We start from the raw sequence: 22,920 nt of genomic DNA on the forward strand, positions 1-22,920 counted from the left end.
TCAAGCCTCCATCGTCTCAATGAGCGCCCGGCCGACGCGTGCCGGTCCAGGGAAGTAATCCCACTCCTGTGCATGCGGATAGGGCGTGTCCCAGCCAGCCACGCGCGCCACCGGCGCCTCCAGCCGATAGAAGCAGTTCTCCTGCACCAGCGTCGTCAGCTCGGCGCCGAAGCCGGAGGTCTGTGTCGCCTCGTGCACGACCACGCAGCGCCCGGTCTTGTTCACCGAGGCGACGATGGTGTCGAGGTCGAGCGGCAGCAGCGTGCGCAGATCGATGATCTCCGCATCTATCCCGGTCTCTGCCGCCGCAGCCTCCGCCACATAGACCATGGTGCCATAGGCGAGCACGGTGAGATCGCTGCCTTCGCGGCGGATTTCCGCCTTGCCGAGCGGCACGGTGTAATGCCCATCCGGCACCTCACCCAGTTCATGCTTCGACCACGGCGTGACCGGACGTTCATGATGCCCGTCGAACGGCCCGTTATAGAGCCGCTTGGGCTCAAAGAAGATCACCGGATCGGGATCTTCGATGGCCGCGATCAGCAGGCCCTTGGCGTCGCGCGGATTGGACGGCACCACCACCTTGAGGCCCGAGACGTGCGTGAACAGCGCCTCGGGGCTCTGGCTGTGGGTCTGGCCGCCGAAGATGCCGCCACCGGACGGCATGCGGATGACGATCGGGCAGGTGAAATCGCCATTGGAGCGATAGCGCAGTCGCGCGGCTTCCGACACGATCTGATCGTAGCCCGGATAAACATAGTCGGCAAACTGAACTTCAACGCAAGGGCGCAGGCCATAAGCGGCCATGCCGATGGCAGCACCCACGATGCCGGATTCATTAATCGGCGCGTCGAAGCACCGGCTCTTGCCGTATTTGGCCTGCAGGCCGGCCGTACAGCGAAACACGCCGCCGAAAAAGCCGACATCCTCACCGAAAACGATGACGCGTTCGTCGCGCCCCATGGAAACGTCCATGGCGTCGCGAATGGCCTCGATCATGGTTTTGCGCGCCATGGCTTACACCCCCGCCTGCTGGCGCTGGCGCCGCAAATGCGGCGGCATCTGTTCATAGACCCCTTCGAACATATCGCGCGTCGAAGGCTTGTTGCCGGAATGCAGCGTGCCGTTGTCCTCGGCCTGTTTCTGGGCCGTAATCACCGTATCGAGGATTTCGGCCTCTGCCTGCGCATGGCGTTCCTCCGACCACACTCCCTTCAAAATGAGATGGTTCCTGAGCCGGATAACAGGATCGCCGAGCGGCCAGGCGTCCGATTCCGCCTTTGGCCGGTAGGCCGACGGGTCATCCGATGTCGAATGCGCGCCGGCCCGATAGGTGACGTGCTCGATCAGCGTCGGGCCAAGATTGCGCCGCGCCCGCTCGATCGCCCATTTCGCCACCGCATGCACGGCAAGGTAATCGTTTCCGTCGACCCGCAGCGCCGGGATGCCGAAGCCGAGGCCGCGCGCCGCGAACGTGCCCGAACCGCCACGGGCGATGCCCTGGAAGGTCGAAATCGCCCACTGGTTGTTCACCACATTGAGCACCACGGGCGCCTTGTAGGTCGAGGCGAACACAAGTGCAGCGTGAAAGTCGGATTCGGCCGTGGAGCCATCCCCGATCCACGCGGCCGCGATGCGCGAATCGCTGCTGATCGCCGAAGCCATGGCCCAGCCGACCGCCTGAATATACTGCGTGGCCAGATTGCCGGAGATTGAGAAGAAGCCGTGCTCCTTCGAGGAATACATGATCGGCAATTGCCGGCCCTTCAGCGGATCGGCCTCGTTGGAATAGATCTGGTTCATCATGGTGACCATCGGATAGCCGCCAGCGATCAGCAGGCCGGCCTGACGATAGGTCGGAAAGTTCATATCGCCCGGCGCAAGCGCCTTGCGGAAGGCGCAGCTCACGGCTTCCTCGCCCAGATGCTGCATGTAGAAGGAGGTCTTGCCCTGCCGCTGCGCCATCTGCATGCGCGCATCGAAGGCGCGCAGCGTCATCATGTGGCGCAAGCCGTCGAGCAGTTCCTCGTCGGTCAGCAATCCCGCCCATGGCCCGACTGCTTCCCCGGCCCGGTTCAGGACACGGATGATCGAAAAGGCGAGGTCGCGGATCTCGCGCGGATCGACATCGACCTCCGGGCGCGGCACGGATCCCGCTTTGGGGATCGTCACATTTGAAAAATCCGGTGTCCCGCCCGGTCTTACTTCCGGCTCGGGCACGTGAAAACGCAACATTCCGGTATCGGTCATGACCTCTCCTCCTGTCGCCACGTCCGATCTTCGCACATTCCCGCCACATGACCAGCGGCGGCGCGGATCAACAGCGACGATGTCGCGATACTGGCAGGAAATCAGAGCAATTTCCCGTTTTTGAAGCCCTCTCTGCAGTAATAAAGCGAATGCCGCAGGCGGGTTCCGTTAAGGAATGCTGCGCAAGGATATTATTCTCCCCGCTCGGTCATCCTCGCCTTAAACGTACCTTCACGCGAAATCCCCGACGCGCCGCCCGCATCAGGCATGCCAACCGGTTCTGAGGGACATCCGCATGGACACATGCGCCAGACGTTTCCGTTGGCCAGCAAAATGCTCTAGAACGACCGCATGGCACAGAAGAAAGCTCACGAAGTCGATTCCTGGCTGGCACGGCCCGATCCGCAAACCTTCCTCGTCCTGATCTACGGTCCCGATCGCGGGCTCGTGGCGGAGCGCGGAAAGGCGTTCGCGGAACGTACGGGACTGCCACTGGACGACCCCTTCAGCGTCGTGAAGATGGACGGCGCTGAAGTCGAGCGCGGTGAAAGCCGCCTGCTTGAGGAAGCCCATACCGTTCCCATGTTCTCGGACCGCCGCCTTCTGTGGGTGCGCAACGCCGCCGGCCAGAAAGGGCTGGCAGATCAGGTCAAGGCCTTGCTTTCGCAACCGCCGCGCGATGCCATCATCCTGATAGAGGCGGGTGAGCTGAAGAAAGGAGCGCCGTTGCGCTCTGTCGTCGAGGCATCCGACGCCGCCATCGCCCTGCCGAGCTATGCGGATGAGGGTCGCGACATCGAGGCGGTGATCGATGACGAGTTACGCAAGGCGGGCATGACCATGGCATTGGAAGCCCGGCAAGCGCTTCGCCGCAATCTCGGCGGCGATCGCCTCGCGACCCGCGCCGAGTTGCAGAAGCTTGTCCTCTACGCACAGGGACAGACGGAAATCTCGCTGGAGGATGTGCGCGAGTTGACCGGAGACGTGTCGGGACAGTCGCTCGACGACATCATCGATGCCGTTCTTGATGGGCGCATCGGCGATTTCGACACCGCATTCGCCCGCCACTGTCAGGCCGGAAGCCCTCCCTTTCTTGCTCTTTCCGGCGCCATGCGGCAGTTCCATGCCATCCACGTCATGCGTGGAAACATGGACGAAAGCGGCCGCAACGCCGCCTCGGTAGTGGCAGGCGCCCGGCCCCCGGTATTCTTTTCGCGTCGCAAGCTCATCGAGCGCACGCTGGAACGCTGGAACCGGCAATCCATAGAACGTGTTCTGGCGCGCCTTCAGTCAGCGGTTTTGCAATCACGGCGGCGGCCGGAACTGGGTTCGGCTCTGGTGCGACAGGCTTTGCTCGGGGTGGCAGTGGAAAGCGCCCGTCTTTCGCGGCGCTGAAACATTCAAACCTTGAGAAGTTATTTGAAAACAAGGGGATAATAAAAAGGCCCACATGATGCGGGCCTTTAAGTTCCAATCATTTGCTCTTCAGAGCTTCAGCTTGCGGCACAATTCGTCGAGCTGATCGAGTGTCTTGTACGCGATACGCAGCTCACCGCCGCGCTCTTTGTGTGCGATGGCGACCTTCATGCCGATCGTGTCGGTCAAAAGCTTCTCCAACGCCAATGTATCAGCATCCTTTTCCGCCGGACCTGACGAACGCGATTCACGCACAGGCGCGGTAGGAGCCTGCGCCAGCGCCTCGGCCTGCCGCACCGAGAGCCCTTCCTCGATGATGCGTCTGGCGAGGCCGGCCGGGTCTTCCGCCGTGACCAGCGTGCGGGCATGGCCCGCCGACAGCGAGCCGTCCACCACCAGATCGCGGATGGCATCCGGCAGCTTCAGCAGTCGCAGCGTATTGGCGACATGGCTTCGGCTCTTGCCGATCACCTGCCCCAGATCGGCCTGGCTATAGCTGTGCTCTTCGATCAGCTGCTCATAGCCCAGTGCTTCTTCGATCGGGTTGAGATCGGCGCGCTGCACGTTCTCGATGATCGCCAGTTCCAGTGCCGTCCGGTCGCTCACGTCCCGTACGATGACAGGAATTTCGACCAGCCCGGCGCGCTGGGCGGCGCGCCAGCGCCGTTCCCCGGCAATGATCTCATAGTGTCCCTGATGCTGCGGCGATGGCCTCACCACGACAGGCTGGACGATGCCGTGCTCGCGGATGGACTGCGCCAGATCGGTCAGTTCCGCTTCGCCAAAATGACGACGGGGATTGCGCGGATTGGGAGAAACGAACTCGATCGGCACCTTGCCGTCCGCCAGCGCGGCCGCCTTTTCCGGCTCCGCGGGGCGGTCGATCTCACCGATCAGTGCTGCCAGTCCCCGGCCCAGCCGCTTTCTTGAAGGATCTTCGCTCATCATTCACCAGAATCGTTTCACTACCGAATCAACCCGGACACAATCCGGATCATGCAGCCCGCAGGCGACGTTCGCGGCGGATCACCTCCGACGCAAGCTGAAGATAGGCCTGACTGCCCGAACACTTCAGATCATACAAGATTGCCGGCTTCCCATAAGACGGCGCCTCCGACACACGCACATTGCGCGGAATGACAGTTTCATAAACTGTCTCACCCATATGAGCGCGCACGTCCTGCACAACCTGATTGGCCAGATTGTTGCGACCATCATACATTGTCAGCACGATACCCTGAATTTCCAGATGAGGATTGATCGAGCCTCTGACCTGCTGGACCGTTTCCAGAAGCTGGCTCAGGCCTTCAAGCGCGAAGAATTCGCATTGAAGCGGAACGAGAACCGAGTCCGCCGCGGCCATGGAATTCAGTGTCAGCAGATTGAGCGACGGCGGACAATCGATCAGCACGTAGCTGAAAGTGTTTGTGCGCGCCGAAGCCTGAAGCAAGGCATCACGCAACCGGGTGACACGATCCGGTGCGGCAGCGATCTCCATCTCCACGCCAAGCAGGTCAAGCGTCGACGGAACGATGGAAAGGCCCGGTACGGCTGTCTGCATGGCTGCGGCATCGATGCCCGCCTCTCCCGTGAGAACATCATAGGACGAAACGAGCCGGTCCCTACGATCGATGCCGAGACCCGTGCTGGCATTGCCCTGCGGATCGAGGTCAACAATCAAAACCTTTTCCCCGATCGCGGCGAGCGCGGTCGCAAGATTGATCGTCGTCGTCGTTTTACCGACGCCGCCCTTCTGATTCGCTACGGTGATGATGCGGGGTTTGCTGTTGATCATGTTTTCCTGCCGGAAATTCACTCCGATAGAGGGGCACGTTCAGAGATGACTCAAACTGCTTATCTCGAGCAGAACCCCTTCAGAATCTGTCGAACTTCTATGTTCTACCAGACGGAAGGACCAACGTTTACAGCTTTCTTCAACTTCGGAGCGGTAATCCCGACCTTTGTGAAAGAAAGCCGTCGCGCCTTCCAGCAGCCAGGGCGAAGCCAGATCTAGCAGGAAAGGAAGCGGAGCGAGCGCCCTTGCCGTCACGACATCCGGCTGACCGACAATTCCTGCGGCATCTTCAATACGCCGTGGAACAACCCTTGCCGGCAGGCCGAACTCGCCAACCATTGCCTGAAGAAAACCGGCCTTCTTGCGATTGCTTTCGACAAGATCGATGTGCCCCCCTCTTTCCTTCATCAGGAACGCCAGCACCAGTCCGGGAAATCCTCCGCCAGACCCCAGATCCAGCCACTTCCGTGCCTGCGGAGCAAGTGACGCCAGCTGGGCGCTGTCAACTATATGGCGGGACCAGACGTCTCCCAGAGTAGACGGAGCGGCAAGATTGATCCTCTGATTCCATTTCTGAAAAACAGTCTCGAAGCGGAGCAGCACCTCAAACGTTTCACGTGAAACGGGTCCTGCTGCATTCTGAAGTGAGGCCAGACGGGTATCTGTCATGCTGCGCCCCTACGGGCTGAACTTTCATGATTGCGAATATGTGCGATGATAATCGCCAGTGCCGCTGGGGTCATACCTTCGATCCGTTCCGCATCCGCAACAGATCTGGGCTGCCGCTGAAGCATCTTCTGCTTCAGTTCATTGGACAAGCCTGAGACATTGCTGAAATCAATGTCCTCAGGGATCAGCCGCGCCTCTTCCCCCTTGATCCGGGCAGCATCCACCTTCTGCCGCTCCATATACACTGCATATTTCGCCTCTATTTCCAGAGCTTCCGCGGCCTTCTTATCAATCGAGCCGAACCTCGGATCGACGCGTTGCAGCCATGATATATCAACGTCTGCATAACTCAGAAGGTCATAGGCCGAACGCCGAACTCCATCCTGATTGATGGTGAGGCCGTAGCGAGCAGCTTCACGCGGCGTCAGATCTATACTTTTCGCCAGCTCACGGGCGGCATTCAGCGCGCCCACCGACTGCTCGAAATGTACGTGTCGCTGCGAAGAAACAATGCCAAGACGGATCGCGAGCGGAGTCAGACGTTCATCCGCATTGTCGGCGCGCAGCGACAGTCGGAACTCTGCCCGTGATGTAAACATCCGATAAGGCTCGGTAATGCCTCGCCTGATCAGATCATCGACCATGACGCCAATATACGCCTCCGTACGGCTGATCGTCAGCAGTTCACTGCCGGAAGCCTTTCGCGCCGCATTGATACCGGCCAGAAGTCCCTGCCCTGCAGCCTCTTCATAACCGGTTGTCCCGTTGATCTGTCCGGCGAGAAAAAGACCGCTCAGGCGCCTTGTTTCAAGCGTTGCTTCGAGCTCGCGAGGGTCGACGTGATCGTACTCGATGGCGTAACCCGGCTGGAGCATGACAGCCTTCTCAAGACCGGCAATAGTTTTCAGAATTTCGAGCTGAACATCCTCCGGCAATGAGGTCGAGATACCATTCGGATAGACGGTGTGGTCATCGAGACCCTCCGGCTCCAAGAATATCTGGTGAGTATCCCGATCGCCGAATTTGACGATCTTATCCTCGATCGACGGGCAATAGCGCGGTCCAATGCCCTCAATGGAACCCGAATACATCGCCGACCGGCCGAGATTGGCCCGGATCAGATCATGCGTAGCTGTAGTGGTCCGGGTGATCCCACATTCGATCTGCTGTACCGTAATCTTCTCCGTCAGAGACGAAAACGGAACCGGATCGTCGTCCGCTTTTTGCATATCCAGCGAGGCCCAGTCGATGGTACGCCCATCAAGCCGCGATGGCGTCCCGGTCTTGAGCCGTCCCAGCACAAAGCCCTCGCGGGCCATCGTCACAGACAATCCGTTGGTCGCCTGCTCGTTCATGCGCCCGGCAACTATTTTTCTGTCGCCAATGTGAATGAGGCCTCGGAGAAAGGTGCCTGTGGTCAGAACAACGGCGCCGCATGCATAACGCGTTCCATCCGCCATGATGACGGCAGTGACCCGGCCGTTATCGATCTCCAGATCATAAACCTCCCCCGCAACGATATGCAGATTGTCCTGCTCCCGGAGGATGTCCTGAACAGCAAGCCGATACAGCTTTCGGTCGGCCTGGGTGCGGGGCCCTCTGACTGCGGGCCCCTTGCGCCTGTTGAGCATCCGAAACTGTATACCTGCCCGATCTGCCGCTTTGCCCATCAGGCCGTCGAAGGCATCTACTTCCCGTACAAGCTGGCCCTTTCCCAATCCACCAATCGCAGGATTGCAGGACATCACACCAATCTTGCTGGCATCCAATGTAATCAACGCGGTAAGCGCGCCACTTCGTGCGGAAGCGCTTGCCGCTTCGCATCCTGCGTGGCCACCGCCGACGACGATGACATCATAGCCGTTCATAATTGAGGACTGTGGGTTCATTGCAGACACATCGAAAACCAATCTGCGGATGTCAAGAGATCATTTCTGTGTTTCACGTGAAACGTTGTCCTTGTCCGGTAATAGGGCAAAGTGTTTGGTGTTTCACGTGAGTCATAGCTGGCCCGTGTTTCACGTGAGTCACTTTCCAATGCAGAATTGCGAGAATATCACGTCGAGAAGTTCCTCGACATCTACAGCGCCAGTGATCCGGCCCAACCGATCCGTGGCAAGTCGAAGCTCCTCGGCCCTGATTTCCAGTGGTGAATGAGCATCTCTGAGTGCATTGCCGATGTGAAAAAGCGCGTCCTGAAGCAGTTCCACGTGTCGCAATCGGGAAGGAAGAACATCGCCGGCCTCCCGGATTTTCCGGTCGGCGATGGCGCCGATGGTTTGAATGAGGAGTGCCAACCCCTCGCCGGTAACTGTTGAAATACAATGTCCGTGGTCAGATGTCCCCCCGTGCGAGGCGGAAACAAGATCCAGCTTGGTTCCTATTCTGATGACCTCGCCGGCGGCCCAGCTCGTATCTACTGGATGAGGATCGGCCAGATCCTCCAGTTTCAGAACCAGATCCGCATTCCGTCCCCGCGCTTTGGCTTTCTCAATGCCGATGCTTTCAACTTTATCGGCGCCGTCCCGAATGCCGGCAGTATCCGCAACAATGACTTTCAGACCATTGATGTCCAGCGCAACCTCCAGAACATCACGCGTTGTTCCGGGTTCTTCCGTGACGATCGCTGCATCCCGCCGGGCAAGTGCGTTCAGAAGGCTCGATTTGCCAGCGTTCGGCGCACCAAGAATAACCACATGAAAGCCGTCCTGAATGATTTCGGCGGCAGAATACCCGCCGATGTGTTCAGAAATCTGATCAGCCAGAGCAGCGACATCAGTCCACACCCGATCAGCGACAGAGCCGGGAACATCGCCCTCGTCCGAAAAATCGATGTCCGCTTCGATCAGCGCCCGGGCGTTGACCAGCCTGCTTCGCCATTCCGTATAAAGCCTGCTTTGCGCACCGTCGGAATTGCGCTGCGCAAGTCGGCGTTGCGCCTCGGTTTCTGCATTGATGAGATCAGCCAGCGCTTCTGTCTGAACGAGGTCCAATTTGCCATTCATGAATGCGCGCCGGGTGAATTCCCCTGCTTCGGCCAGACGTACCTGCGGCAGCCTTGTTATTTCATGCAGAATGGATGACACCGTCGCCCGGCCGCCATGCACCTGGAACTCGGCAACATCCTCACCTGTGAAACTGTTCGGTGCGGGAAAAAACAGCACAAGTCCGCGATCCAGAATTTCTCTATCCCTATGTAGCATCTGTAATGACGCCACGCGAGGAGCCGGGACAAATTCGCAAATCGTTTCGATAACGAATCGAGTTTGATGGCCGGAAATCCGGATCACAGCCACCCCCGAAGGCAGGCGTCCGCTGGACAACGCGACGATGGTATCCCCGAATATCATTTGATCCCTGCCTGTTTCCTCTTTACCACTCACACAGAGCCTTCCAATCAAAGGCGATACCATGGTCCTGCCGCCTCAGAATCTGCTTTCCGGAGAAGCCAGCCCCTATCTCCGGCAACATGCCGAAAACCCGGTTCACTGGCGGCCGTGGTCGACAGCAGCACTGGAGGAAGCCCGGCAACTGGACCGGCCTATCCTGCTTTCCGTCGGCTACGCCGCCTGTCACTGGTGCCATGTCATGGCCCATGAGAGCTTCGAGGATGCCGATATTGCAGGGGTCATGAACCGCCTGTTCGTCAATATCAAGGTGGACCGGGAAGAACGACCGGATATCGACCAGATCTATATGGCTGCCTTAACTGCCATGGGCGATCAGGGCGGCTGGCCGCTGACCATGTTTCTGACGCCGGATGCAAAGCCTTTCTGGGGCGGAACCTACTTCCCGCCTCGCGCCCAGTATGGGCGTCACGGATTCGTTCAGATTCTGGAAGCTGTGGCCGGTGCCTGGAACAACAAACGCGCTGATATTCTGCACAGCGCCGATACGCTGAACGCCCATGTGCAGAGCAAGCTCGGCGCCTCGCTCCCAAGCCAGATGATAGACGCAAATGCGCTGCCCGGTCTGGCAAATAACATTTACAGGATGATCGACCATGACCAGGGCGGCATCAAGGGCGCGCCAAAGTTTCCAAACGCCCCGTTCATGCACACATTGTGGCTGTCCTATCTGAACTCCGGCAATACAGCTCACAAGGAGGCTGTCGTTGCTGGTCTGTGCCACATGCTTGCCGGCGGTATCTACGATCACGTCGGTGGCGGTCTCACCCGGTACTCGACCGACGCGCAATGGCTTGTGCCGCATTTTGAAAAGATGCTCTATGACAACGCCCAGATGCTGAGACTTGCAAACTGGGCCTATGGCGAAACCGGGACAGAAATATTCCGGATCCGAATCGAAGAAACGATCGGGTTTCTGCTCCGCGAAATGCGCGTTGACAGCGGAGCTTTTGCGTCGAGCCTCGACGCGGACAGCGATGGCGAAGAAGGGCTGTTCTACACATGGGAACAAAATGAGATTGAAGCCATTCTCGGTGAAAACCCGGCCTCCTTCTTCAGGCACTACACCCTGAGCAAACCGACTTCCTGGCACGGAAAGCCCATTCTGCATCAGTCCGCCGAACAGGTAAAAAGCTTCGGGAACTGCCACGCAGTGTTAAGGCCGTCGCTACACAAGCTGCTCATCGCAAGAGAAAAAAGAGTCCGTCCGGGTCGCGATGACAAGATCCTGACGGACTGGAATGGCCTGACCATAACGGCACTTGCTGAATGCGGACGTTCTTTCGCACGTCAGGACTGGATCGATGCGGCACGCGCGGCCTTCGACCACATTCTTTGCTCTGCTCGCAACGGCCGCCTGCCCCACTCCACACTGGGTGACACGGCGCAATTCCCCGCCATGTCCAGCGACTATGCAGCCATGGCGAATGCCGCAATCTCGCTCTACGAGGCAACGTGGGATGCGACCTTCATCGAACACGCCCGCCATTTCATTGATCAACTGGAGTTGTGGCACGCGGATGAGGACAAAACCGGCTATTATCTCAGTGCATCCGACTCCGCAGATGTTCCAATCCGCATTCGCGGTGATGTCGATGAAGCCATCCCATCAGCCACCAGTCAGATCATAGAAGCACTGGCACGCCTCTCGTCCATAACCGGGGACGCCACCCTCCATGATAAAGCATGGAAAGTTGGAGAGCATGCGAGTGGCCGTATTGCCAGACAGGCTTATGGGCAGGCGGGCATCATCAATGCCTGTGAAATTCTTCGTGATCCGTACAAGCTGGTCATGGTAGAAAATCAGCGGAAATCGCAGTTCGTTCCGGTAGCGAATCGACATGCCGATCCCCGTCGGGTGGATATCCTCATTCGCCAGGGTGATCCAATAGACATCAGTCTTCCCGGAGGAATCTCTCCCAGCCCCCATGAGGCGGGCGCCTATCTGTGCAAGGGACAGACCTGCCTTCCGCCGGTAAAAGATAGTGAAGAGCTGGAACAGGCTCTGAAAACAAGCTGACTCGGCATAGTCAGCTCCGCGCGAACACGAAATACGGCTCTCAACGAAAACGCCCGGAAGCGATCCGCACTCCGGGCGTTTGATAGTGCGGAAACTTCCGACTGATCAGGTGTTCATCGAATCGAAGAAATCGGAATTGGTCTTGGTCTGCTTGAGCTTGTCGATGAGGAACTCGATAGCATCCGTCGTGCCCATCGGAGCCAGAATGCGGCGCAGCACGAAGATCTTCTGCAGATCCTGACGGGCGACGAGCAGGTCTTCCTTACGCGTGCCAGACTTGAGAATGTCCATGGCCGGGAAGATGCGCTTGTCGGCAACCTTGCGGTCAAGCACGATCTCGGAGTTGCCGGTGCCCTTGAACTCTTCGAAGATCACTTCGTCCATACGGCTGCCGGTGTCGATCAGCGCGGTGGCGATGATGGTGAGCGAACCGCCCTCTTCGATGTTGCGTGCTGCACCAAAGAAACGCTTCGGACGCTGCAGAGCGTTGGCATCGACACCGCCGGTCAGCACCTTGCCGGAAGACGGCACGACAGTGTTGTAGGCGCGGCCGAGGCGGGTGATCGAATCGAGCAGGATGACCACGTCGCGGCCGTGCTCGACCAGGCGCTTGGCCTTCTCGATGACCATCTCAGCCACCTGAACGTGACGCACAGCCGGTTCATCGAAGGTCGAGGAGACAACCTCGCCCTTCACCGAGCGCTGCATATCGGTCACTTCCTCCGGGCGCTCGTCGATCAGCAGAACGATCAGATAGCACTCGGGATGATTGGTAGTGATCGAATGGGCGATATTCTGCAGGAGAACGGTTTTACCGGTGCGCGGCGGCGCCACGATCAGCCCGCGCTGACCCTTGCCCAGCGGTGCGACCAGATCGATCACACGCGCCGAAATATCCTTGCCTGTCGGCACTTCCATTTCCATCTTCAGCCGCTCATTCGGATAGAGCGGCGTCAGATTGTCGAAATGGATCTTGTGGCGGATTTTCTCGGGATCGTCGAAGTTGATCGTATTGACCTTGAGAAGCGCGAAGTAGCGCTCGCCTTCCTTCGGGCTGCGGATCGGACCTTCGACGGTATCACCAGTCTTCAGCGAAAAACGGCGGATCTGCGAGGGCGAGATATAGATATCGTCCGGACCCGGCAGATAGTTCGCGTTGGCCGAACGCAGGAAGCCGAAGCCATCCTGCAGGACTTCCACCACACCATCGCCGATGATTTCGATGTCCTGCGCCGCCAGCTTTTTCAGAATGGCAAACATCAGCTCCTGCTTGCGCATGACGCTGGCGTTCTCCACTTCGAGCGATTCGGCGTAAGCGATCAGCTCAGGCGGCTTCTTGTTCTTGAACTCTGCGAGTTTCATTTCCTGCATGGCGGGACTCTGGGTGTGCTTGGCGGGGAATAAGCGAATGCTATGAAGATGCCGGACGCGGTCGATCTGAAGAAAACAAACGGCGCATGGCTAAAAGGAGGGCCTTCCTTTTACCGCCGCCACCGCCAAAGAGCAAGACGCCTTTTAGGTTCTCAGAAAGGCTTCACGATCACCAGAATGACGATCACGATCATCAAAACGGTCGGAACTTCATTGACGATCCGCCAGTGCCTGGCCGGCTTGGTGTTACGGTCCTCGGCAAACCTGCGCACCGCTCCGGACAGATAACCATGCACTCCGGACATCGCCACGACGGCAGCGATCTTGCCGTGCAGCCAGCCGCCCTGAAATCCGAATCCCTTCCAGGCGAGCCACAGACCAAACACCCAGCTCGCGATCATGGCGGGATTGATGATGGCGCGCAGCAGGCGCTGTTCCATGACCTTGAAGGTCTCGGACTGCGCGGAGCCCTTTTGCGTATCGGCATGATAGACGAACAGGCGCGGCAGATAGAGCATGCCAGCCATCCACGAAATCACCGCGATGACGTGAAACGCCTTGATCCAGTTATAGGCCTCCTCCGAAGCATAGAAAAAAAGTACGGCCGTCAGAGCGATGAGGATGACGACTGCGACCAGTGCCCGTACGGCCGCGTTGCGGTTGCTTGCCTGAACGGGTCCGCTCATCTGCCCGTTTCTCCGCGAACCTGACGCACCATCGCCTCGACATGCGCAATTGGCGTTTCGGGAACGATGCCATGGCCGAGATTAAAGATGAACGGTCCATCCTTCATGGCGTCCAGGATCGCCGACACGCCCTCGGAGAGCGCCGTGCCGCCTGCCACCAGACGCAAGGGGTCGAGATTGCCCTGCACGGCTCCACCCTTCTGCAATTCGATTGCCTGCGACAAAGGCACGGACCAGTCGAGCCCGAGACCCGTCACACCGGTCTTGTGGCGATATGAGCTGTAGTTGGCGCCGGCGCCCTTGGGGAAACCGATGACCGGGACGTCGGGATAAACCTCATGAACCTTGCGCACGATGCGTGCCACCGGTTCAACGCAGAAAGCTTCAAAAGAAGCCTCATCCAGAACGCCGGACCAGGAATCGAAGATCTGGACCGTATCGGCGCCAGCTTCGATCTGGCGGATGAGATAGGCGGCCGACTGATCTGCAAGAACGGCCAGCAGTTTCCTGAAAGCTTCCGGCTCCCGATAAGAAAACAGCCGTGCCGGCGCCTGATCGGGGGTTCCGTGGCCGGCGATCATATAGGTGGCAACGGTCCAGGGCGCGCCACAAAAACCGATCAGCGTCGTTTCATCCGGCAGCTGACGGCGCAGACGCCGCACCGTTTCGTAGACGGGTTCCAGATTCACGTGAAACGTTTGCGTATCGAGCGCCTCGATTTCGGCCGCCGTGATCGGTGTCATCAGCGGTCCCCGCCCCTCTTCAAAGCGCAGATCGCGACCGAGCGCGTGAGGCACCACGAGAATATCGGAGAACAGGATGGACGCATCAAAGCCGAAGCGTTCGATTGGCTGCAGGGTCACTTCGACAGCCCGGTCGGGATTGTAGCAGAGGTCGAGGAAGGAGCCTGCCTGCTTCCGGGAATTCCGGTATTCGGGCAGATAGCGCCCTGCCTGACGCATCATCCATAGCGGAGGCGGGAAAACGACCTCGCCTTTCAGAACCCGCATCATCTTCCGGTCGGCGCTCATTGCGTCTCGCTTTCAGGATCTGAATCTAAAAACAAATCTCTCTTATGAGAGAATCTTTTGATTCTATGAGTCTGTTGGAATCGGTGATTGTGATCTTTCCCGTTTTCCGGATTTGAAAGCCATCCAGCATTTTGTCGCGACCAAACTTGTCCAGACTGGAAAAGGTTGGGGATCGGAAAAGAAAATTCTGCTGAATCAAGCCTGTTGCAGATCTTTCCTGATTCAGTGGACTGTGGATTTCAGACTCATTTCCGTAATGTTCCACGTTTTTGTCCCCAGCGCTAAAACGAAATGCACGCAGGCATGAATTGTGGACAAACAGGCATCTGATACAGTCGCCCGGCCTGAGAGGCGGAATTCATCCCCTCTTGTCCACAGTCGCCCACAGAGCCGGATGTATGGTGTGAACAAGCCACAAAGTTTCTTTCATCTGCACATGATTTCTGACGCGACGGGGGAGACTCTGCTCGCGGCGGGCCGCGCTGCATCCGCGCAATACAAGGATGCACGGGCGATCGAGCACATCTATCCGCTGATCCGCAACGAAAAGCAGCTGATGAAGGTGTTCGAGGAGATCGAGGAGGAGCCGGGCATCATCCTCTATACGGTCGTGGATCAGAAGCTCGCACGCATCATAGATGATCGTTGCGCCTCGATGGGGTTGCCCTGCGTTTCGGTACTCGAACCGGTACTGACCGTGTTCCAGTCCTATCTCGGCACGCCGGCCGGCCGGAGAGTGGGCGCTCAGCATGTTCTGGACGCCGATTATTTCCGCCGCATCGACGCGCTCAATTTCACCATGGAGCATGATGACGGGCAGTTGCCGGTCGATATGGATGATGCCGATGTGGTGCTGATCGGCATTTCGCGCACGTCAAAGACCCCGACCAGCATCTATCTCGCTAATCGTGGCATCAAGACCGCCAATATCCCCATTGTTCTGGATGTTCCCGTGCCTGACAGTCTGATCAAGGCCAGAAAGCCGCTGATCGTGGGGCTGATCGCCACCGCCGAGCGCATATCCCATATCCGCCAGAACCGGACGCTCGGCAACACGACCGGTTTCGAGGGCGGCACCTATGTCGACAGGGCGTCGATCACCGAGGAACTGGCCTATGCGCGCAAGATCTGCACCCGCTACAACTGGCCGATGATCGACGTCAGCCGCCGTTCGATCGAGGAGACGGCGGCTGCCATTCTTGCCCTGCGCAACAAGAGCCGGTAATCGCTGGCATAGTGAACCGAAGCGTCAAAACCGAAGCCGGACTATCCAGATGACGGAAAAACTCGTTCTTGCCTCAGGCAGCCCTTTCCGCAAGGCCATGCTGGTCAGTGCCGGAGTGGATGTGGAAGCGGTTCCGGCCGAGATCGATGAGCGCGCAGTGGAAGCCCCTTTGCAGGACAGCGGTGTTTCTCCGGAAGACGTCGCCGTCATCCTTGCCGAAGCCAAGGCACTGGAAGTGAGCGAGCGTCGGCCCGGTGCGCTGGTTCTGGGTTGCGACCAGACGCTTTCGCTGGGAGACGAGGTGTTTCACAAGCCGGCGGACATGGAAGGCGCGCGCCGTCATCTTCTGGCGCTGTCTGGAAAAATCCATCAGCTGAACAGCGCGGCGGTTCTGGTCCGCAACGGCGAGGTTCTGTGGCGCCATGTCGGCATTGCCAATCTCACCATGCGCAAGCTGGAGCCTGCCTTTATCGGAAGGCATCTGGCACGTGTCGGCGACAAGGCCCTGTCCAGTGTTGGGGCCTATCAGATCGAGGGCGAGGGCATTCAGCTTTTCGAGAAGGTCGAGGGCGATCACTTCACCATTGTCGGCTTGCCGCTGCTGCCGCTGCTGAGCGAACTGCGCCGGCTGGGAGCGATCGATGGCTGAAGCAATGAACAAGGCCTTTGTCATCGGCCATCCCATCGCTCATTCGCGGTCGCCTAAAATTCACAGACACTGGCTGAAAGCTCATGATCTTGCCGGCAGCTATGAGGCGATAGATGTCGCCCCGGGCGATCTGCCGGAATTTGTTGCCGGCCTGCGCAAGAACGGGTTTCGCGGAGGCAATGTCACCATTCCGCACAAGGAGGCCGTGTTTGCGCTGGTCGACCGGATCGATCCTGCCGCGGAACAGATCGGCGCGGTCAACACCCTGTGGTTCGAAGGTGAGACCCTTGTCGGCGGCAACACCGATGGGCATGGCTTTGCGGCGAATCTCGATGAATTTGAACCGGGCTGGGCCGAAAACGGTCCGGCGGTCGTCCTCGGAGCCGGTGGCGCGGCGCGTGCCATCATTCATGCCCTGAAGGAACGGGGCGTGCGCGATATCCGCATCGTCAACCGTACCCTGTCACGTGCGCAGGAACTGCGGGATCGTTTTGGAGCCGGCATAACCGCCCATGAAATGGCCGCGGTGAGCGAATTGCTGGATGATGCCGGTCTGCTGGTGAACACCACGGCGCTTGGTATGCATGGCAATGAGGGATTGCCCGCCGACCCCGCCGGTCTGCCTGAAAAGGCCATCGTTACCGACATCGTCTATGTTCCGCTGGAAACGCCACTGTTGGCCGCCGCGCGGGCACAAGGCCTGAAATGCGTGGACGGGCTCGGCATGCTGCTGCATCAGGCGGTGCCGGGTTTCGAACGCTGGTTCGGCCGTCGCCCGGAAGTCACGGCCGAATTGCGCAACCTCATTCTTGCCGATCTGGCGGGTCGCTGATGATCGTGCTTGGCCTGACCGGATCGATCGGCATGGGAAAATCCGCGACGGCGCGGATTTTTCAGGAGGAAGGCGTTCCGGTTCACGATTCCGATGAGGCCGTTCATCGTCTGTATGCGGGAGTGGCAGCGCCTCTTGTTGAAGCGGCCTTTCCCGGAACGACCGTCGCCGGTGTCGTCGATCGGGCAGAGCTGGGAAAACATGTTCTGGGCAACCCGCAGGCCATGAAAAAGCTGGAGCAGATCGTCCATCCGCTGGTACGGGCCGATGCCGACCGGTTTCTGGCCGAACAGCGTGCCGCCGGAGCGCGGCTGGCGGTGCTCGACATACCGCTTCTGTTCGAAACCGGCGGCAGGGAGCGGGTCGATAAAGTCGTCGTCGTTTCCGCACCCGCCGAAGCCCAGCGCGAACGGGTGCTGGCCCGGCCCGGCATGACCCCGGAAAAATTCGAGTCCATCCTGGCAAAGCAGATGCCGGATGCTGAAAAACGCCGTCTTGCGGATTATGTTGTCGATACCGGCAGCGGTTTCGATGTCACCCGCGCCCATATCCGCCGCATCATTGACGAACTGGCGGGAGACAGGGCCGGGCAGGCTGATCGCTGAACAGGTCGGCGAACCGGCTATTATGATGGATTGGCTCAGGAGAGCAAAACAGTGCGTGAAATCATATTCGATACGGAAACCACGGGGCTCGATTCACGCGAGGATCGCATCATCGAGATCGGTGGTATCGAGTTGCTGAACCGGTTTCCGACCGGGCGCACCTTTCACCACTACATCAATCCGCAGGGCCGTCAGATTCACCCCGATGCGCAGGCCGTGCATGGCATCAGTGCCGAGGATCTGGTGGGCAAGCCCGGCTTTGCCGACATTGCGGACGAATTCATAGGTTTTTTCGAAGGCGCGCGGCTGGTGGCCCACAACGCCAGTTTCGACATCAATTTCATCAACGCCGAACTGGCCCGCATCGGTCAGCCGCCGGTAGCGCCCGATCTGGTGGTCGACACGCTGGCGCTTGCCAAGCGCAAGCACCCGATGGGCCCGAATTCGCTGGATGCGCTGTGCCGCCGCTACGGCATCGACAACAGCCACCGCACCAAGCACGGCGCGCTGCTCGACTCCGAGCTGCTGGCGGAAGTCTATATCGAGCTGATCGGCGGCAAGCAGGCAGCACTCGTGCTGGATACGGCCGTCAAGACGGGTGTCGAACAGGTCCGCGCTGAAACCACCGAAGTGAAGATAAGCGCCCGCCCCTCGCCCCTGCCGCCGCGGCTGAGCGAGGCTGAACGTGCCGCCCATGCCGTGCTGGTTGAATCGATGGGTGAAAAGGCTCTCTGGCTTCAGGTCGCGGATCGAAGCGCATCCTGATTGGCATGCGTTCACAACGCGTTTATCTTATTGATTTTATTTAATTAATAAAAAAGTGAAGCCAACAAAAAACCCGGCGCGAGGCCGGGTTTTTCACAGTTCCGTTCTGGCGGTGGCTCAGCTTACCTGAACCTTGGAAGCGGCCTGGTCCTCGGCGATCTTCTGCTGGAACATCTGCGCGAAATCGATCGGGTCAAGCATCAGCGGCGGGAAGCCGCCATTGCGGGTTGCGTCGGCAATGATCTGGCGCGCGAAGGGGAACAGCAGGCGCGGGCATTCGATGAACAGCAGCGGCAGCATGTGCTCCTGCGGGAAGCCGTCGATGTTGAAGACGCCGCCATAGAGAAGCTCGACATTGAACAGCACGTCCTTGTCGACGGTGGCCTTTGCGGTCAGCGACAGGTGCACGTCGAACTGCTTCTCCGAAAGCGGATTGGCGTTGACGTTGACGTTGATGGCAATGCCCGGAGCCTTGTCGCGGCCGCGCAGCGAATTCGGCGCGCCGGGGCTCTCGAAGGACAGATCCTTCACATACTGAGCCAGCACATTGAGCGTCGGCTGCTGCTGGGTTGCGGTGCCATTGCCGTTGCCGGCTTTCTTTTCATTCTCGTCGGCCATGAGCCCTGTTCCTGTTTTCGGACCGTGTGGCCCCGAGGTGGATTCGCGGGGTTGGCTATCACGGCAGGGCAGCCAAGACAAGGTTTTGGCTTTTTACCGGGAGCGAAGCGGTTATTCGTCAGGAAGTCGCCGCCATGGCGAATTCTCATCCGGCTTGCCGTTTCTTCTGAAGTCTTCGCTGTCGAGATTGATCGTATGATCGTCCTGTTCGCGCCGGAAACCGCCCCTGCTGAACTGGCCCCCACCGAACTGGCCGGCAACAACGACGCGGCGCCCCACAAGGCGCCAGAAAAGCGCGCGTACCGGCGGCAGAAGCACCAGAAGACCGATGATCGAGGTGATGAAGCCCGGGATGATGAGCAGGATGGCGGCGAGCACGCCCATGGCGCTGTTAGCCAGCTGCAGGCCGGGGTCGCGGCCTGCTTCCACTGCCGAGCGCACCTTGTTCATGGCGCCGAGGCCCTGATAGCGAAGCAATATGCTGCCGGCGAGTGTGGACGCGATGACAAGGCCGACGGTAGCCAGCGCTCCGACCTGCTTGCCGACAACGACAAAGCCTGCGATCTCCGCCAGCGGCAGCAACAGAAAGAGCAGAGGAAAGAGAGAAACACGCAAATTTGTAACCGTTTGCTGGTCGTTTACGCTGGCGGCATCATTTGCCGCTGGCACTGGACCCTACACATAGGTATGCGTGCCTTTGATTTGAATGATTGTGTCTCGCGTTCTATATGTTTTGATAGAATGACGCCAGACGGGTGCTGTGCGTTGGTTACAGCCGAAAAAGGGATTGATTGGCGCGCGCATGGAATTCTTCGACTTCGGCACGATTTTCTTCATGATCGCGGCAGTGGTGATCTTCTTCCAGCTGCGCAATGTGCTCGGTCGCCGTACCGGCAGTGAACGTCCCCCCTTCGATCCCTATTCCTCCCGCAAGGCAGAAAAGCCTGCTGCCGCCGATGGGGACAATGTGGTGGCGCTGCCGCGCAAGCGCGGCGAAGCAGCTCCCGAAGTCTATGCCTCCATCGACGCGGTCGCCGCTCCCGGCAGCGAGCTGAACCGTGGCATGAGGGCAATTCGCGACAACGATGCCTCTTTCGATCCGAAGGGCTTCGTCGACGGCGCCAGGATGGCTTACGAGATGATCGTGATGGCCTATGCCGACGGCGACCGCAAGGCGCTGAAGAACCTTCTGTCGCGCGAGGTCTATGATGGTTTCGTTGCCGCCATTTCCGATCGCGAGGCGCGCGGCGAGAAGATTCAGTCTTCCTTCGTTGGCATCGACAAGGCCGAGATCGTTTCCGCCGAGATGAAGGGCAGCGAAGCCCATGTCACGCTGCGCATCGTCAGCGAGCTGATTTCAGCGACGCGCGACAAGGCCGGCGAAATCATCGATGGCGATCCGGAAACGGTTGCCGAAGTCAAGGATGTGTGGACCTTCGCCCGCGACACCCGCTCGCGCGATCCGAACTGGAAGCTGGTCGCCACCGAAGCCGAAGACTGACCGGCTGGACGATTTCGTCCGGTGGCCGACAGGAAAGCCTCTTCGTTCTGCCCCGCCGGTTTCGGGACAATCCCCGGCTGGCAAACCGACGATCATCTGGCCGCTTTCGACGCTTTCCGCCGTTCAGCCCACCATGTTCTGATACGGCCCTACCGCAGCGGATCGCTCGGCATCCGCTTCGAGGCTTTCGCCGGCGCTTACGGGGAAGCGCGAACGTTTTCACCGAAAAGCCCCGGCGCGGCGCGTGCCTTTTTCGAGCGCCATTTCGTGCCCTTTCATGTGCAGCCTGAGCCGGGTGGACATGGGGGCGATCGCGGATTCGTCACCGGCTTTTATGAGCCGCAGGTCGAAGCATCGCCGGTCAAGACTGGACGCTTCACCATACCGCTGCTGTCGCGTCCGCCCGACATGATCGACATCGATGACGCCAATCGCCCGCCCGGCATGGATCCCTATCTGGCCTTTGCGCGGGATACCGGGGCCGGGCCGGTCGAATATCATGACCGTGCGGCAATCGAGCAGGGTGCACTTTCAGGATGCGGGCTTGAGATCGCCTGGCTGGAGAACAAGGTCGATGCCTTCTTCATCCATGTGCAGGGCGCGGCGCGGCTTGCCATGACAGATGGGCGCAATATCCGCGTCACCTATGCGGCCAAATCCGGTCAGCGTTTCACCGGTGCTGGCCGTGTGCTGGCCGATCTCGGCGAAATTCCGCTTTCCGAAGTCACCATGCAGTCGATCCGCGCCTGGTTCCGCCGCAATCCCGGCCGGGTGAACGAGATATTGTGGCAAAACCGCTCCTATATCTTCTTTCGCGAGGCATCCGTGGACGATCCGGCGCTCGGTCCGGTGGCCGCAGCCAAGGTGCCGCTGACGCCCGGCCGCTCGGTGGCGGTGGACCGCCTGCTGCACACCTTCGGCACGCCATTCTTCATCCACGCGCCGGAGCTGACCGTTTTCGACGGCAAGCCGTTCCGGCGGCTGATGATCGCGCAGGACACCGGATCGGCCATCGTCGGACCGGCGCGAGGCGATCTGTTCGCGGGCTCGGGCCATGCTGCGGGCGAGATTGCCGGTGTGGTGCGTCATCAGGCCGATTTTTATGCCCTTGTGCCATTGCTGCTTGCAGACCATTTCTCATCCGTTACGGATGCGAATCGATGACGCGACGGCCGCAAAAGACATTGAGCGACGAGGACCGGGTTCTGTGGAACCTGGTGGCGCGTTCGGCCGTGCCTCTGAAAGGCCGCGCAGTGCCGCTGATGGATGTGGCGGAACCGGCGGCGATTGCGCCTCCCGCACCTTCACCTTCCGCCTCCATTTCTCAGCCGCAGGCCAAGGCTACGCCCCCTGCCGCGCCGCGCAGTCTTGACCGCCCTACCCTCGACAAGCTCGCCAAAGGACGGCTGCCGATCGAAGGCCGCGTCGATCTTCATGGCATGACGCAGGACGAAGCCTATTCGCTGCTGTTCTCCTTCCTGCACCGGGCCTATGCGGGCGGTCTGCGCTATGTTCTGGTCATCACCGGCAAGGGCTCGTCATCCGGCGGCGATGGCGTGCTGCGCCGTTCGGTTCCGGCATGGCTGGCAACGCCGGCCTTTCGCATGTTCGTGTCGAGCCATGAGCATGCGGCGCGTCATCATGGCGGCTCGGGCGCGATCTACGTGCGCCTGCGCAAGGTAAGGTAGGGGCAGATGACGCCGCTGGGCGAAAAGATCCGCGAGCTGCGGCAGGAGCGCGGCGCCAGCCAGAAGGAGATGGCGGCGGCCATCGGGGTCAGCCCCGCCTATCTGTCGGCGCTGGAGCATGGGCGGCGCGGTGCGCCGAGCTGGACCCTGATCCAGAAGATCATCGGCTATTTCAACATCATCTGGGACGAGGCGGAGGAGTTCCAGCGCATCGCGCAGGCTTCGCATCCGCGTGTGAAGGTCGACACCTCCGGCCTCTCGCCGGCCGCCACCGAGCTCGCCAACCTGCTGGCGGAAAACATCGCGCGCATGGACGAGGCGGAATTGCGCGCCATCACCGCCCGCATCCGCGAGGTGCTGGCGCGCCGCCGGTAAATAGCCGCCCGGCTGGC

The 22,920-nt window shown here is 59.6% G+C and carries 23 protein-coding genes; 11 read left to right on the plus strand and 12 right to left on the minus strand.

The window, feature by feature from the left end; all coding sequences use genetic code 11:
• Nucleotides 1-1,014 (minus strand): alpha-ketoacid dehydrogenase subunit beta, encoded by a 1,014-nt coding sequence (locus tag AC5XE7_RS07500; RefSeq protein ID WP_183825704.1) that lies wholly within the window; start codon nucleotides 1,012-1,014, stop codon nucleotides 1-3.
• Nucleotides 1,015-1,017: 3 nt separating this feature from the next.
• Nucleotides 1,018-2,250, minus strand: a complete 1,233-nt coding sequence (locus tag AC5XE7_RS07505) for a 3-methyl-2-oxobutanoate dehydrogenase (2-methylpropanoyl-transferring) subunit alpha (RefSeq protein WP_280198836.1) — start codon at nucleotides 2,248-2,250, stop codon at nucleotides 1,018-1,020.
• 351 nt (nucleotides 2,251-2,601) lie between these two features.
• Here AC5XE7_RS07505 and holA point away from each other — a divergent pair, with 351 nt between their 5' ends.
• Nucleotides 2,602-3,645 (plus strand): DNA polymerase III subunit delta, encoded by a 1,044-nt coding sequence (holA, locus tag AC5XE7_RS07510; protein ID WP_495365477.1) that lies wholly within the window; start codon nucleotides 2,602-2,604, stop codon nucleotides 3,643-3,645.
• A 90-nt stretch (nucleotides 3,646-3,735) separates the two neighbouring features.
• On the opposite strand, the gene AC5XE7_RS07515 is transcribed toward holA, so the two are convergent.
• The 5 genes from AC5XE7_RS07515 to mnmE all read right to left on the minus strand — a co-directional run bounded on the left by AC5XE7_RS07515 (nucleotide 3,736) and on the right by mnmE (nucleotide 9,480).
• Complete coding sequence (locus AC5XE7_RS07515) at nucleotides 3,736-4,611, minus strand: ParB/RepB/Spo0J family partition protein (RefSeq protein WP_495365538.1); 876 nt, start codon at nucleotides 4,609-4,611, stop codon at nucleotides 3,736-3,738.
• A 49-nt stretch (nucleotides 4,612-4,660) separates the two neighbouring features.
• Complete coding sequence (locus AC5XE7_RS07520; protein ID WP_495365478.1) at nucleotides 4,661-5,461, minus strand: ParA family protein; 801 nt, start codon at nucleotides 5,459-5,461, stop codon at nucleotides 4,661-4,663.
• A 39-nt stretch (nucleotides 5,462-5,500) separates the two neighbouring features.
• On the minus strand, nucleotides 5,501-6,130 hold the full coding sequence (gene rsmG / locus AC5XE7_RS07525) for a 16S rRNA (guanine(527)-N(7))-methyltransferase RsmG (protein ID WP_495365479.1): 630 nt from the start codon (nucleotides 6,128-6,130) through the stop codon (nucleotides 5,501-5,503).
• A complete protein-coding gene (gene mnmG, locus AC5XE7_RS07530; protein WP_495365539.1) occupies nucleotides 6,127-8,001 on the minus strand; it encodes a tRNA uridine-5-carboxymethylaminomethyl(34) synthesis enzyme MnmG in 1,875 nt (624 codons plus the stop codon). Before mnmG ends, rsmG begins: the two co-directional genes overlap by 4 nt.
• A gap of 156 nt (nucleotides 8,002-8,157) precedes the next feature.
• Nucleotides 8,158-9,480 carry a tRNA uridine-5-carboxymethylaminomethyl(34) synthesis GTPase MnmE gene (gene mnmE / locus AC5XE7_RS07535; protein ID WP_495365540.1) on the minus strand — a complete coding sequence of 441 codons (1,323 nt, stop codon included), beginning with the start codon at nucleotides 9,478-9,480 and terminating at the stop codon, nucleotides 8,158-8,160.
• Nucleotides 9,481-9,541: 61 nt separating this feature from the next.
• On the opposite strand from mnmE, the gene AC5XE7_RS07540 reads away from it, so the two are divergent.
• Complete coding sequence (locus tag AC5XE7_RS07540; protein WP_495365480.1) at nucleotides 9,542-11,557, plus strand: thioredoxin domain-containing protein; 2,016 nt, start codon at nucleotides 9,542-9,544, stop codon at nucleotides 11,555-11,557.
• A gap of 105 nt (nucleotides 11,558-11,662) precedes the next feature.
• On the opposite strand, the gene rho is transcribed toward AC5XE7_RS07540, so the two are convergent.
• From rho to hemE, 3 genes are all read right to left on the minus strand, one after another.
• Complete coding sequence (rho, locus tag AC5XE7_RS07545) at nucleotides 11,663-12,928, minus strand: transcription termination factor Rho (RefSeq protein WP_183825725.1); 1,266 nt, start codon at nucleotides 12,926-12,928, stop codon at nucleotides 11,663-11,665.
• A 152-nt stretch (nucleotides 12,929-13,080) separates the two neighbouring features.
• The gene (gene hemJ / locus AC5XE7_RS07550; protein WP_495365481.1) at nucleotides 13,081-13,614 is read right to left on the minus strand and encodes a protoporphyrinogen oxidase HemJ; all 534 of its coding nucleotides are present in this window, start codon (nucleotides 13,612-13,614) and stop codon (nucleotides 13,081-13,083) included.
• Complete coding sequence (gene hemE / locus AC5XE7_RS07555) at nucleotides 13,611-14,645, minus strand: uroporphyrinogen decarboxylase (protein WP_495365482.1); 1,035 nt, start codon at nucleotides 14,643-14,645, stop codon at nucleotides 13,611-13,613. Before hemE ends, hemJ begins: the two co-directional genes overlap by 4 nt.
• A gap of 403 nt (nucleotides 14,646-15,048) precedes the next feature.
• On the opposite strand from hemE, the gene AC5XE7_RS07560 reads away from it, so the two are divergent.
• The 5 genes from AC5XE7_RS07560 to dnaQ are packed head-to-tail and all read left to right on the plus strand — an operon-like array spanning nucleotide 15,049 to nucleotide 18,721.
• Nucleotides 15,049-15,870, plus strand: coding sequence for a pyruvate, water dikinase regulatory protein (locus AC5XE7_RS07560; protein ID WP_495365483.1), 822 nt, complete (start codon nucleotides 15,049-15,051; stop codon nucleotides 15,868-15,870).
• A gap of 49 nt (nucleotides 15,871-15,919) precedes the next feature.
• On the plus strand, nucleotides 15,920-16,519 hold the full coding sequence (locus tag AC5XE7_RS07565; protein WP_495365484.1) for a Maf-like protein: 600 nt from the start codon (nucleotides 15,920-15,922) through the stop codon (nucleotides 16,517-16,519).
• Nucleotides 16,512-17,351 carry a shikimate dehydrogenase gene (locus AC5XE7_RS07570; protein ID WP_495365485.1) on the plus strand — a complete coding sequence of 280 codons (840 nt, stop codon included), beginning with the start codon at nucleotides 16,512-16,514 and terminating at the stop codon, nucleotides 17,349-17,351. The genes AC5XE7_RS07565 and AC5XE7_RS07570 overlap by 8 nt, the downstream gene beginning before the upstream one ends.
• Nucleotides 17,351-17,956 (plus strand): dephospho-CoA kinase, encoded by a 606-nt coding sequence (coaE, locus tag AC5XE7_RS07575; protein WP_495365486.1) that lies wholly within the window; start codon nucleotides 17,351-17,353, stop codon nucleotides 17,954-17,956. Before AC5XE7_RS07570 ends, coaE begins: the two co-directional genes overlap by 1 nt.
• A 51-nt stretch (nucleotides 17,957-18,007) precedes the next feature.
• Complete coding sequence (dnaQ, locus tag AC5XE7_RS07580) at nucleotides 18,008-18,721, plus strand: DNA polymerase III subunit epsilon (RefSeq protein WP_495365487.1); 714 nt, start codon at nucleotides 18,008-18,010, stop codon at nucleotides 18,719-18,721.
• 117 nt (nucleotides 18,722-18,838) lie between these two features.
• Here dnaQ and secB read toward each other — a convergent pair whose 3' ends face one another.
• Nucleotides 18,839-19,339, minus strand: coding sequence for a protein-export chaperone SecB (gene secB / locus AC5XE7_RS07585; RefSeq protein ID WP_183825748.1), 501 nt, complete (start codon nucleotides 19,337-19,339; stop codon nucleotides 18,839-18,841).
• Between the two features lie 111 nt (nucleotides 19,340-19,450).
• Nucleotides 19,451-19,954, minus strand: coding sequence for an FxsA family protein (locus tag AC5XE7_RS07590; RefSeq protein WP_495365488.1), 504 nt, complete (start codon nucleotides 19,952-19,954; stop codon nucleotides 19,451-19,453).
• Nucleotides 19,955-20,141: 187 nt separating this feature from the next.
• Here AC5XE7_RS07590 and AC5XE7_RS07595 point away from each other — a divergent pair, with 187 nt between their 5' ends.
• From AC5XE7_RS07595 to AC5XE7_RS07610, 4 genes are read left to right on the plus strand one after another with little or no spacing between them, the layout of a single operon-like run.
• Nucleotides 20,142-20,840 carry a Tim44/TimA family putative adaptor protein gene (locus AC5XE7_RS07595; protein WP_495365489.1) on the plus strand — a complete coding sequence of 233 codons (699 nt, stop codon included), beginning with the start codon at nucleotides 20,142-20,144 and terminating at the stop codon, nucleotides 20,838-20,840.
• A 21-nt stretch (nucleotides 20,841-20,861) separates the two neighbouring features.
• On the plus strand, nucleotides 20,862-22,004 hold the full coding sequence (mltA, locus tag AC5XE7_RS07600) for a murein transglycosylase A (RefSeq protein WP_495365490.1): 1,143 nt from the start codon (nucleotides 20,862-20,864) through the stop codon (nucleotides 22,002-22,004).
• Complete coding sequence (locus tag AC5XE7_RS07605; RefSeq protein WP_495365491.1) at nucleotides 22,001-22,528, plus strand: Smr/MutS family protein; 528 nt, start codon at nucleotides 22,001-22,003, stop codon at nucleotides 22,526-22,528. Before mltA ends, AC5XE7_RS07605 begins: the two co-directional genes overlap by 4 nt.
• Before the next feature lie 6 nt (nucleotides 22,529-22,534).
• The gene (locus AC5XE7_RS07610; RefSeq protein ID WP_183825763.1) at nucleotides 22,535-22,903 is read left to right on the plus strand and encodes a helix-turn-helix domain-containing protein; all 369 of its coding nucleotides are present in this window, start codon (nucleotides 22,535-22,537) and stop codon (nucleotides 22,901-22,903) included.
• Nucleotides 22,904-22,920: the final 17 nt, after the last annotated feature.

Source organism: Aquamicrobium sp. YD-1-mutant5 (genome assembly GCF_059509755.1).